Annotated in this window: 10 protein-coding genes; 7 read left to right on the top strand and 3 right to left on the bottom strand. The window is 41.4% G+C overall.

Annotation, left to right across the window (positions count from 1 at the left end):
* Both OZ660_RS03960 and OZ660_RS03955 read left to right on the top strand, forming a co-directional pair.
* Entirely contained in the window at nt 1-2,883 is a 2,883-nt protein-coding gene (locus tag OZ660_RS03960; RefSeq protein WP_274742628.1) for an ATP-binding protein, read from the top strand.
* Nucleotides 2,884-2,887: 4 nt separating this feature from the next.
* Entirely contained in the window at nt 2,888-3,622 is a 735-nt protein-coding gene (locus OZ660_RS03955; protein WP_274742627.1) for a substrate-binding periplasmic protein, read from the top strand.
* Between the two features lie 6 nt (nt 3,623-3,628).
* On the opposite strand, the gene OZ660_RS03950 is transcribed toward OZ660_RS03955, so the two are convergent.
* The gene (locus tag OZ660_RS03950; RefSeq protein WP_274742626.1) at nt 3,629-4,558 is read right to left on the bottom strand and encodes a DMT family transporter; all 930 of its coding nucleotides are present in this window, start codon (nt 4,556-4,558) and stop codon (nt 3,629-3,631) included.
* A gap of 602 nt (nt 4,559-5,160) precedes the next feature.
* Between OZ660_RS03950 and OZ660_RS03945 the strand changes: the two genes are divergently transcribed.
* The 5 genes from OZ660_RS03945 to OZ660_RS03925 all read left to right on the top strand — a co-directional run bounded on the left by OZ660_RS03945 (nt 5,161) and on the right by OZ660_RS03925 (nt 9,871).
* Nucleotides 5,161-5,391: a hypothetical protein gene (locus OZ660_RS03945; RefSeq protein ID WP_274742625.1), complete on the top strand. Its 231-nt coding sequence runs from the start codon at nt 5,161-5,163 to the stop codon at nt 5,389-5,391.
* 1,000 nt (nt 5,392-6,391) lie between these two features.
* Nucleotides 6,392-6,748 (top strand): VOC family protein, encoded by a 357-nt coding sequence (locus tag OZ660_RS03940; protein ID WP_274742624.1) that lies wholly within the window; start codon nt 6,392-6,394, stop codon nt 6,746-6,748.
* Between the two features lie 286 nt (nt 6,749-7,034).
* Nucleotides 7,035-8,129 (top strand): MBL fold metallo-hydrolase, encoded by a 1,095-nt coding sequence (locus OZ660_RS03935; RefSeq protein ID WP_274742623.1) that lies wholly within the window; start codon nt 7,035-7,037, stop codon nt 8,127-8,129.
* Nucleotides 8,130-8,291: 162 nt separating this feature from the next.
* A complete protein-coding gene (locus OZ660_RS03930; protein WP_274742622.1) occupies nt 8,292-8,849 on the top strand; it encodes a hypothetical protein in 558 nt (185 codons plus the stop codon).
* 104 nt (nt 8,850-8,953) lie between these two features.
* Nucleotides 8,954-9,871, top strand: coding sequence for an alpha/beta hydrolase (locus OZ660_RS03925; RefSeq protein WP_274742621.1), 918 nt, complete (start codon nt 8,954-8,956; stop codon nt 9,869-9,871).
* Between the two features lie 101 nt (nt 9,872-9,972).
* Here OZ660_RS03925 and OZ660_RS03920 read toward each other — a convergent pair whose 3' ends face one another.
* Entirely contained in the window at nt 9,973-11,265 is a 1,293-nt protein-coding gene (locus OZ660_RS03920) for a HAMP domain-containing sensor histidine kinase (RefSeq protein WP_274742620.1), read from the bottom strand.
* Complete coding sequence (locus OZ660_RS03915) at nt 11,262-11,960, bottom strand: response regulator transcription factor (RefSeq protein WP_274742619.1); 699 nt, start codon at nt 11,958-11,960, stop codon at nt 11,262-11,264. Before OZ660_RS03915 ends, OZ660_RS03920 begins: the two co-directional genes overlap by 4 nt.
* Between the last annotated feature and the right edge of the window lie 7 nt (nt 11,961-11,967).

The raw sequence follows: 11,967 nt of genomic DNA, 5'->3' as shown, positions 1-11,967 counted from the left end.
ATGCAGCAACAGCGACCGAGGTTAAGGACACTCCTTCTCTCGAGCATGCTCCCACGGCTGATTGCCCTAGTGTTATTTGCTTCTTTGGTGTTGTTTGCCATTTCGTTCCATTACGTGGTTACTCAAGCAGAGCAATTGCAGCAAGAATCAGTCGATGGACTAGAGCAAGACCTTACTTTCATAGTCAATGACACCACACGTCAGCTAGCTGATTTGGCTGCCAACGACATTATCATCAACGCATTTGTCGATTTACAGCAGCGTGACAATTACTTGCCAATGTTTTTTCGCTCGCTGAACCTAACCCAAGCGAAAACCGTCGAATTTGCGTTGTACGATTTTGCTGGCAATAAAATTATTGATAAGAACTGGGATGCGGTGTTACCGAGCACACTAGACACTGCCTGGCGTCAGCAAACACTTGGCTCCTCTATACCTTATTCATCTATTTCCCAATATGGCGTACTGATTAGTGTGCCGGTATTGCTTGGCGGTGTCGCTGAAGGCGCACTGGTTATGTATGTCGATAGTTTACAGTCGTTATTGGCGCCTTACCCTCGGTTGACTAATCAGTTGGTCAGCGATAGCGACGGTAGAGTGTTATTTAGTAGCCAGCCCACTGTAATAATGCCTAACTCTTTGCTTAGCGAATTTGACTCAAATGGGTATTCGTTAAAGCAAGCCAAATGGCGTAATTTAACACTGTATAGTGTAAAACCTACGATAACGGTCTACAAAGAAGTTGCTGGCATCAGCGTTGTGTTACTTTCAATGATCGTGGGCTTCGTTTTCATCATTATCCATATGCTAAAAGTCACCGCCGCACTGGCAGAGTCCACCTTGTCGGCACTGTATCGTGACATCAAAGGCAGATTGAAGCACGACAATATTGCGCCCCAAACTCAAACTACTATAGAGGCACAGGAGCTTGCAGACATACGGGAAGCTTTTGATAAGCTAATCTGGGATCTTTCTGAAGTATCATTATCTAATGAACAATTCTCCAATGTACTCGAATCGATGGGCGACATGCTTGTTGTTATCGATCAAGAAGGGCAGATCATGCTATCGAACAAGCGCTTTGATAGCTTTTGTGACGGCCAGCGGGAAACTAAGCCCGAGCTCATAGAGCGCATTGATCTCGCCTTAAGTTCTTCTCAGGCCATTGAATTAACACATTTATCTGAAAGTAATGGACAGCTATTTGTGAGATGGACCAAAACATCATTAGTTGATGTTAATGGTATAAACAGGGGGACAATTTACGTAGGTGGAGACGAAACCAAGCAACGCTCTCTTGAAAGTAATGTTCAAATTCTTAGCCACGCCATCGATGAAGCAACGGTCTCAATAATCATCTCTGACATTCGTCAGCCCGGCCAACCCGTCATTTACGTCAATAGCGCATTTGAGGAGTTAACGGGCTATAACAAAGATGAAATCATAGGCAATAACTGCCGAGCAATGCAGGGGCTAGATACTGATGCCCTCAATATTGACGCTGTTCGTCAAGCAGTAGCCAAAAGAGAGCCAATAGAAATTACTTTGTTGAATTATAAGAAAAATGGAGAAGCGTTCTACAATAGGCTCAACCTGACGCCAGTAACCATAAATGGAGAAGTGACCCATTATATTGGTTTCCAGCAGGACGTAACGCAGCAGCGTCAGACTGAACAATATCTGCAAGAAGCAAGAGAAAAAGCAGAAGAATCGGTACGTTTAAAATCAAGCTTTCTAGCAAGTATGAGTCATGAAATCAGAACACCAATTCACGGTATTTCCGGGGTCCTGCAGTTACTTGAATCATCAGAGCTAAACAGTGAACAACAACATTACCTGTCGCTGGCTAATTTTAGTATTCAAAGCTTATTGCATATCGTTAACGACATACTGGATTTTTCGAAAATAGAGGCAGGTCAACTTCAGATTGAGCACTCCCCTTTTGATATAGAGGCGTCGCTTGAAAGTATTCACAGCCAGTATGCCATTTTGTGTCAAGAAAAGGGGCTAGACCTACATTTTCAATTTAACCTACTGAATCATCATGTGGTCCTAGGCGATGAAGTAAGGCTAAGACAAGTATTAACTAACTTAATTGGTAATGCGGTTAAATTCACTGAAAACGGCAATATCTCAGTGACGGCTAACCTAGAGTCTCGACCTGACGGCAAACTGTCTTTCTTGTGTAGCGTAAGCGACACGGGTATTGGTATTGCAAAAGAAAAACAACAAACTATTTTTGACGTCTTTACTCAAGAAGATCTCTCTACCACACGAAAATTTGGTGGTACAGGCCTTGGTCTATCAATTAGCAGGCAGTTATGTGAACTCATGGGCGGCAATATTGATGTGCATAGCGAGAAAGGTAAAGGCAGTACCTTCAGTTTTTGCGTAGTGCTAGAAGAGGCAACTGAAGAAGCTATTGCACCGGCGCGCACTAAGACTATAGCCACATATGACAAAGCCCTAAAGCGCAAAATACTTATTGTGGAAGATAATGACATTAACCAGATTATTGTTAAGCAACATCTAAATCACCACACAACGTTAAGCGCAAAATCAGGTCGCGAGGCCTTAGAAGCACTTATAAAAATGAAGCCCACATTCGACGTTATATTAATGGACTGCCAAATGCCAGAAATGGACGGTTTCGAAGCCACCCAACGTATAAGACAAGGTGAAGCGGGAGAGCGTTACAAACACGTTCCAATAATAGCGTTAACGGCAAACGCAATGAAAGGGGATAAGGAGCGCTGTGAAGCAGCAGGCATGAATGATTACCTTAGCAAACCCTTTGAGGCAGGCGATCTTGTAGAAAAAGTAGAGTATTGGGCAAGCGCACCTGATTCAGGTCAAGAAACTCAAGATACGGGCGTAACATAGCATTATGATTTTGAAGGCGGTTCTAGTTGCATTGGCGTTATACCTTGTTGCTTTCAGCACAGCCGGTGAAGAAGCTGTGCTGAAGTATAATTTGGGTACCTCAGGCAGTTCCGTCCCTTATGAAAACGCAGTAGACGCTGCAAGAAAAGGCATATTGGTTGAAATCTTACCGCTAATTATGGAACGTGCTGGCATTAAAACTGAAAAAGTGATGTTGTCGACAAAACGCGCTATGGTGGCGTTTAATACTGGTAAGCTAGATTTCGATTTCTTTAGCCCGGGATGGTTGCCTGAAGGAGAGCCACAAGGTGACTTTACGTTCTCTCATTCTATACTCACCGTCACAGAGTACTTTATTACTTTGCCAGAAAAGCAGAACCTGTATGCGGATACTGAACGTATTTATGGCAACCCTGTTGGCACGATATCAGGCTACGTCTATTTCAATGACAAACACTTCGACCGCCTCGATTTCCAGTCTGAAAGCACATTAATGCAAGCCTTAGGCAAAAAGCGTATAGATGTAATCATTATGGAAGAAGCGGCGGCTCGCTATTGGTCGGCAAAACACAAAGTTAAGATTGCGTTGGGCCCAATACATACCCAAGGTTCGTTAGCGTTGAGAGTTCATAACCGTCATAAAGACAAACTAAGCCGCATTAATAACGCAATAGACTATTTACAGGAAACAGGCCAAATACAAGCCATACTTGATAAATACGCCGACTTTTCAATATAGCGGCCTTTAGTTTGCAACTGTACTACTAAGGCTGAAGCGCTGCGGAAACCTGATTGTTTGTATGACGAGGCACAGGCACACCATTGCCATCCCCAGCCACCCAAGCACAGAGAAGGTTTCGCCAATAAGAAAAATCGCGAATAACGTTGCAACAACAGGTTCAATGAGCGTAATTAATGTAGCTTGACTGACTTCGATGAAACGCAACCCGAAGCCAAAGAGTACATACCCAAAAAACATGGGTACGACCGCCATGTAAAGCGCGACACTAGTATTGATAGGTGTGGCAAATAAGCGCTCACCAGTGAAATACAAAGAGGGCAATAGCAGTAAAGCGGCACAGCCAAAAAGACTCGCCATAGCAGATTTAGAGTGCCCTCCAGCATTAATGAGTTGCTTGGCTGCCCACGAGTACCCTGCATAAGTCACTCCCGCTACCAGCCCCAGTACTATCCCCGCATGTTGTTTGTATTCTGTCTCTGGTAGCATCACTACACTTGGCGATTTACTCGTACTTAGCAACACAATTCCCACCGCGCCTAAAACGAAGCTGACCACCCATTTAAAAGACACCTTTTTTTTGCCGAATAGGTATTCGAAAACAGCGGCAAAGAGAGGGGCACTGGCAATAGAAACAACCGTGCCAATTGCCACACCTGAGAGTCGCATTGAGGCGTAAAACGCCAGAGGATATAAGGCAACACAGCAGCTTCCTGCAATTACTACCAAAGGGTTAGCGCGCAAGACAGCGCTGTCTTTCTTCAGTGTTTTCCATGCAGTTAAGCATAAGAGTACACCACCAACCCCCATAGCAAATGCGCCAATGGCAAACGGGCTTATCGTTGGTGCGTATTGCGCTGCCGTCCCGGTGGTCCCCCAAAGAAAACTGGCAACCACGACAGCCAAGACCCCCTTTGTACTCGCTTGAACAATCATATCTGCATCTCTACGTCATATCAGTTGAATACATAAATAGTACAGATATACATGATAATGTATTGAAGTAGCTAGGCGCTTTTATTTGCAGATTAGACGGTTTTGAGTCGTATAGGATTAAAAAAACAGCCTGAGTTTTGGCTATAGAAAAGAGTGGAGTTGGCCGATAAGTCAACCACAGCTAAAAATGAAAACCAGCAAAAGCAATTAGTTACAATCCAACCAAATATACATTGGCACACCTTTTGTCACAAAACTTATCAGGATAGTTAACGTTAATTGAATTAATGCGAATTCGACAGCTCTTTATGACCACTGTAAGATTGCAATAGATACAGGTATTAGGCCCTTATAGAGATAGAAAAGTAGTCTACAATCAGGACGCTGTAGACATATTAATTAGGCATCCATATCTCTTCCCATTGCGCACGCTTAACCAAAAACTATTGTTGTTGGCGAACGGTGAGTCGACACCACAGCTGGGAAAAGCATTTGAAAAAGCACTACAAAGCTCCGGGCTCAAAGATTCGCCCAGAGGCCCTAAGACACTTTATTCACTGAGGCATACCTAGATCACTTGGCAGATACTTGCTGGAACCAGCATGGACGTTATCGCACGACAATGTGGAACGAGTGCAGCAATGATTGAGCAGCATTACAGTCACGTTAAACCCGAAATGTTTGCAGATACATTATCTGGTGTTACGTTTGATCAAGAAAAGCCTCAGCCTAAATCTAAGAAAAGACAAGCTGTAGATGTCCAAAATATGGAACGTGACGAGAAACGGTTTAAGGAATGGGCAGATGAATATAAGAATCGTGGATGCATTTGACACGCGTTTTCTTTCGCCAAAAAATTAGATGGAGACCCAGTCGTAAGAAAATAGGGTATAGTACAAAGATAAAATTATACGAAAAGTCTCTGTGAAGTGCGTAAGCGACAGTTTTTTAATGTGAGAAATTTTGCATCTCGTTGTTATTAAAAATGAATATGAAAGACAACATTATCAATGTATGTTACAACCTTAACAGTGCTACTGTTGCTTATGCGACCAGACACCTTCATGTTAGCTGTTTTCATCGACTCTATAGGTCTAGAGCTGATTATAATTTTGATAGGCTTGCAGACCAAAGTTATTTTTTACTATTGCTGGGGATATATTCAGCCATCGTTCGCCAAATTAGAACGCTTCCTTATTAATGAACACCTCTTCTATTTTCGTCCGTCCATACTCGCGGCTAAAACCTATCCGAGTCTTCTGTGCCATGCGATACCTGGTTATGGACAAGCAATTAATATCATTGCCTATATCCGTGGGCAGAGTCGCTTTCTTTAAATTCAGTGATAAGACGTCTACGCTCCCAAGGTAAAAATTGACAGGCCGCTAACTATTCATTTTGAGTATTTACGTACCAGAATTTCATTCAGGATAAAGTGAGCATATAAATTCTGTATTCTGCACCCAGTGAATACAGGTTATAAGGCAACAAATTGCGTTCAACTGACATTGGCAGCTACAAAGCCTGAGACTCTCGTAATCCGAATATGTGAAGCTGTATTTTCGGCAGTCTAAACATAGTTAAATCACGACGGCCTAACAATCATCACAAAAATCCTAAATCCCCCCTCATGTAACATAACGTAACAATGAAATGTCTTCCGTTGTATTCGGAATCTCATCTCAGTAATCTCTTCCGGCGATATGCTACAACGCTGTTGATGTTAATACTCTCTTAAAATCAGAGAGATATGAAAAAGAAAAACATGGAAAATCACCTCAAAAACTTTGAATTAGCCATTTAGGTTAGTAAAACTCTAAGGAGCAAAAAAGAATGAAATTAGATTATTGTGTACTCGGGACCAATAACATGGAAGAGGCTATCCAATTCTATAGTGCTCTTTTTGCAGGAACAACTCTAAATCAAGGACTTAGAACTGACAGAATGGCATATTGGGAGAGTAAAGATTTTGCCTTCGCATTGGCGATACCTTTTGACAAGCAGCCAGCTACAAATGGAAATGGGACGATGCTCGGATTGAACGTAGGCACTGAAGATGAAGTAAATAGACTTTATGAAAAAGCGATGGCACTAGGCGGGAGTTGTGAAGGCAAACCTGGAAATCGAGGGCCGAAGTATTCAGCTTACATAAGGGATTTAGACAATAACAAGATCGTATTCTCAGCCTAATTAACGAGTAACCTTTACTCCTATACTGGCCGCTTTTTACTAAAGGGTTAGCGGCCAAACAATTAGTTGTGTGCTTGTCAGTATTCTCCGCTTTTTCGACTACTTATCATCTAGGCGAAGAAGTCATGAGGCTGTAATTCTGTAGAAAGTTTGAATTGCGACTCATTTTATACTTCCGCTAAACATTATGTGTGAGTAATGCTTTTAGACTCCACAGCTCTGGCGTGTACATTCCTTTTTTTACAATTACTGGATGTAAGAATTAATGGCAATAGCTAGGAAATTTGTGGCTCTTATTATCACTTTATTTTTTTGTTTCGGCTGTCAGCCCGACATTACGAGATTAGAAAACTCTCAATTCAAGAGGTCAGGCTCGAAATATCAAAATATATATGTCTCAAAATACCAAGGTAAAGGTCCGCACAATAAATACGACGAAATGGAGTTTTTGTTGCCTGAGGAGAAGAAAAAGGTAGAGAAATCTATCGTTGGATTTGCTTATTCGGGTTTCGATAAAACCGTAGGGTTTAGGTTTGACGATATGCTTTTTCCGAACATTGATATAGATGCAACCCAAGTGAACCGCGTCACTTGGTTAGGCCATGCGAGTTTTTTGATTCAGTTAGGTAATGGAGATGCATTGGTAACAGATCCAGTATTTGAAGAATTTGATGGTTTCGGGTGGCTTGGCAGTATTTTAGATGATTCACTCAAAAGACTGGGACCAGCTCCTATAAAAGCTGAACAGTTAGCATTCGTAAGTGGTGTGGCGATATCTCACAATCACTATGATCACTTAAATAGCTCATCTTTGGATGGATTTAATGATGGAACCCGACTTTATTTGCCGCTGGATAACGCCGATGACGTAAATTTTAATAAAGGCTCTATTATCGAAATGGATTGGTACACAAAAACAAGTCACAATGCTACGACAATCCACTTTTTACCAGCAAATCATATGTCAAACCGCAGTTTTTCCGATATTGATGAAAGCCTGTGGGGGAGTTGGCTGTTTGATGATGGTGTTACCCGTATTTATTTTGCTGGAGATTCGGGCTATAGCCCCATATTTAAAGACATAGCCCAACACATTGGCAATATTGATATATGCTTGATGCCGATAGTTGCCTATCCAGGACCAGCTAGGTATATGCACATGTCCCCAGAAGACGCAGTAAAAGCGGGACAAGACCTCGGGTGCAAATTATTTATTCCCTGGGGTTACGGTACTTGGTCTCTTGGGTATGAACATGTAAACGAACCCCTGAGACGGCTGGCAAAAGTTGTAGAAGATGTACAGCCCGATTTTATTATTCAACCTCTGAAAATCGGAGAGCATGTTGATTTTGTAGAGCAGTTTACAGGAGTTCGTAATTAGCGAGTCCGCCTACACTGCGATTAAGCAGTATTAATGTAAAGTCTCTTAACAAGAGAAATGTTGAAGAAGATACTCACATGTCTATCGTGATCTTCTCTTTAAATAGATCTTCTAGACACTGTGTGTAATTTAACATACATAGCAGATGAAACAGATTGTAAAATGAAAGTTATTGCTATAAGCGGTATTTCTGGAAGTGGTAAGACATCTTTAATCAATCAATTATCTAAAGAGTTATTCTGTGATAGCTTGTTTTTTGATGACTATGTCAGTGGTAATACATACCCTAAAGCCATGGAGTTATGGCTTGAAACGGGTATCGATTTTTCAGCGATTAAAACGCCGCCACTAACGGAGGAACTACAAGAACTAAAGAACTCTACCAACAGAGATTATTTGTTTATAGAAGAGCCATTCGGCAAGTGCAGGAAGGTCATGTCTTCACTAATTGATAATGTAGTCCTTTTAGAGCCTCCTATGGAAGTGTGTTTATCGCGAGTCATAACGAGGCATCTTAATTCCTCACCTTCTTACTCCACCGAATCCCTAGCGAACTACTTAAATAAATATAACGATTACCTTAGGGAAATCTACATAAAAGTAAATGATGAAGTTCGTCAAGATAGCGATTTGATTATCAAGAGCACTCAGCAAGTTGAATTTATTTCGATGCAAATTCAGCAATGGCTGAAAACATTATCTAGTCCAACTAGTATCTAGTGAAGCCTAAGAAGAAATCGGCCAGAGTTATGAGAGTCTTAATTTTTACCGCAAAAACTTTTGTTTCGACTACGATCAATACAATTTAATTAAGGATTTAATGAGTGAACGAAAAGTTAGAGGCAGGCATTAAAAGGTTGGTAGATGAATTTCAATCAAATGGGAAGCCTTGTGCATCAAAGCAGTCAGTTTACCAGCGACGCGCTGGCTATATCGCATCCTCGTATTTAGGTGGAGATAGCCCAAAATTAGAAAGTGAGTTTACTGATATTCTGAACGGCGTTCAGGTTAAGATATATAAACCTTCCAGCGGAGTCTGCCTCCCTATAATTATTTATTTTCATGGCGGTTGTTTTATAAGTGGCGGGATTGAAACACATCAACCACAGCTGCGACAGCTTGCCCGTCTTTCTAATTCCATTGTTGTCTGCATCAAATACAGATTAGCGCCGGAGTATAAATATCCAGCTGCACATGACGACGTTTATCAAGCGGTGATAGGTATCAAACAGCATGGAAACAAGTATGGTGGTAACCCACAAAAAATATCATTCATTGGTGACAGCGCGGGAGGCCATTTAGCTCTAGCCACGACTCTTAGACTAAGGCACTTTAGTAGTTGGCTACCGCGAAATTTGATTTTAATTTATCCTATGCTCGACCCAAAAGGCCGCTCACAGAGTTACAAGAAATTCGGTACGGACTATATCATTACCGCAAAAACGTTACTCTCTGGTTTTGAGCTATACTCAAATGTGGATTCAGATGTTATCGAACACGAGTTAGACTTATTAAAATGTGACTTTGGCGGACTCCCCTCCACCACTATAATTACTGCGGAATTTGACCCTTTGTGTGATGAAGGTAAACGACTATATCAACTAATGCAGTCACATGGTGTTGACGTTTGTTTAGACCATTATTTGGGCGTAATTCATGGTTTTTTTCAGCTCGCCGCTATATCTGATTCAGCTAAACATTGTATTAATAAAGTAGCAAAAAAAGTAAATCGATCCACTTGAAGTGACTGATACAAAGATCAGTCTAGCCTGAGATTACAAGTAACCAAATTGGAGTATGGATAGTGGTGCTATTTGAATTCTATTTGTTAACAAGCGGGCTATCAGTTAACTTTGACAGGTAATCGCACAGTAAACGTACTACCTTTTCCCAGTGCGCTTTGCACTTCAATAGCACCATTGTGAGCGAGTGTTATTTGACGGCATAAATACAATCCCAATCCTACTCCGCTGTTTGAACGATTAACTATATTTCCAGCCTGAGAAAATGGCTCAAATATCCTCTCAATTTCCCGCTCATCAATCCCTTTACCAAAATCTCTAATGCCTATTGCGAGCAAGTCGTTCTTTTCTGAGCAACTGATTAGTACAGGAGAATCCACTCCGCTGTGATTCAATGCGTTTTCAATGAGGTTTTTGATCAGAAACTTAAAGCGACCTAAATCTATTTGCAATGCTATTTCAGGTACGTGACCGTCTACTCGTACTTTGGGTTCTTCATTAAACTGGCGTAATATTTCAGACATAACGTTAGGTAAATAGTAGGTATCGATGTTAAGTAAATTTCCCGCATCCTTGAGGCGCTCGCTTTCCAATAACTGCTCTACGATCTCATCCATTTGGTTAATTTCTCTATTAAGCTTCGTTTCCACTTCTCCATTATCTAGTAGTGCCAGTAAAACTTTCATCCTTGCCATTGGTGAACGCAATTCATGGCTTACTGACAGCAATAATTCAGTTTTAGCCGCAAACAATTGCTCTATTTTTTCAGCCATTGTGTTTAACCCTCTGGTTAATGTGCCTAAATCATTATTGGGATGATTATCAATTCGGTATTTAAAATTACCTTCACTGATCTCTGATGCGCTGGTGATAGCTCGATTAATTGGCGCAAGTTGACTCCCCAATAACCAGTAACTGAATCCAAAGACAAAGATTACCCCAACCCAAGGCCAATATATTATCCAACCCGGGAAAACGATTAGGTTTGCTATTTTCGACGTTACAGTGATGCTGTAATCTTGCAAGTCTGCAGAGAGGAAGTAGTTTGAATTTTGCTTTTTAAAATACAACCTACCAATCCTTATCGCACCTTGCCTTAGCTCTTCGGGAGGAGGTAACACCGAGCCTGTACGCCAATACGCCCCATTCTGCTTAATTTGAATCTCTACGCGGTTTTTCTTGGCTTCCTCCGTCAATTTTTCGATATCCAATGGGCCCGAAACCAGGTTTGTCATCATCAGATGTAAAGATGCCTCCCTCTCTCTTATGATTTCCACTGCTTCATCTTCAGAAATCGCAAAACTTCCTAAAATGATTAAAATCGCCAGCGAAATAGTCGTAAAGGTAAATATCAGGAAAAAACGGGCATACAAATTAAGGTGTGAAAAGTTCATAAAGGCGTCCCAATAAAGGTATATCCAACACCTCTAATCGTCTTAATAAATCTGGGAGAGGCCGCTGAATCATTTAGTTTTTGACGCAGTCGACTCAATAATATGTCAACTGAACGCCCATATAAATCGACTTCAACGCCTCTTAAGACCCCTGTAATTTGCTCTCGATTAAACACTTTCTCAGGTTGCAATGCGAGAGCCTCTAAAAGATGAAACTCCATACCAGATAAGTGTATTTCGACTCCATCAATCTTCACAAGTTGCTGCTCACGATAAATCGTTATACCTGCATAGAACATAACGCCTTTCTGTTGAAGAGTGCTTTCCTCCCGAAGTGTACTGCGGCGTAACAAAGCTTGGACTCGTGCCAGAAGCTCGAGAGGCTCAAAAGGTTTGGGTAAATAGTCGTCTACACCTATCTCAAAGCCGTGCACTTTATCTTCAAGTCGTCCTCGGGCCGTTAGCATGATAATTGGAATACTGTAAGTCTTTCTGATTTGTTTACACAGTGTAAAGCCATCAACCGTCGGCATCGTGACATCTAACAATAAAAGCTTTGGCTCCTCGGCCTTTATTAATTCATATCCATCATGGGGGTCATTTGCGTAGATCAAACGATAATGGTGCTTTTGAAAAAAAAGTGAAAGGCTCTGTGTGAGACTTTTGTCATCATCAATCATCAAAAGTTTAGTCATGGGCGTT

Origin of the sequence: Alteromonas sp. 009811495, assembly GCF_028865455.1 — a bacterium.
Lineage (GTDB): Bacteria > Pseudomonadota > Gammaproteobacteria > Enterobacterales > Alteromonadaceae > Alteromonas.
The sequence above is the reverse complement of the archived record's forward strand: the minus strand, read 5'-3'. Positions and strand labels throughout refer to the sequence as shown.

Coding starts and splice junctions, on each gene's coding strand:
- OZ660_RS03960 (WP_274742628.1), top strand. CDS start 1: ATGCAGCAACAGCGACCGAGGTTAAGGACACTCCTTCTCTCGAGCATG.
- OZ660_RS03955 (WP_274742627.1), top strand. CDS start 2,888: ATGATTTTGAAGGCGGTTCTAGTTGCATTGGCGTTATACCTTGTTGCT.
- OZ660_RS03950 (WP_274742626.1), bottom strand. CDS start 4,558: ATGATTGTTCAAGCGAGTACAAAGGGGGTCTTGGCTGTCGTGGTTGCC.
- OZ660_RS03945 (WP_274742625.1), top strand. CDS start 5,161: ATGGACGTTATCGCACGACAATGTGGAACGAGTGCAGCAATGATTGAG.
- OZ660_RS03940 (WP_274742624.1), top strand. CDS start 6,392: ATGAAATTAGATTATTGTGTACTCGGGACCAATAACATGGAAGAGGCT.
- OZ660_RS03930 (WP_274742622.1), top strand. CDS start 8,292: ATGAAAGTTATTGCTATAAGCGGTATTTCTGGAAGTGGTAAGACATCT.
- OZ660_RS03920 (WP_274742620.1), bottom strand. CDS start 11,265: ATGAACTTTTCACACCTTAATTTGTATGCCCGTTTTTTCCTGATATTT.
- OZ660_RS03915 (WP_274742619.1), bottom strand. CDS start 11,960: ATGACTAAACTTTTGATGATTGATGATGACAAAAGTCTCACACAGAGC.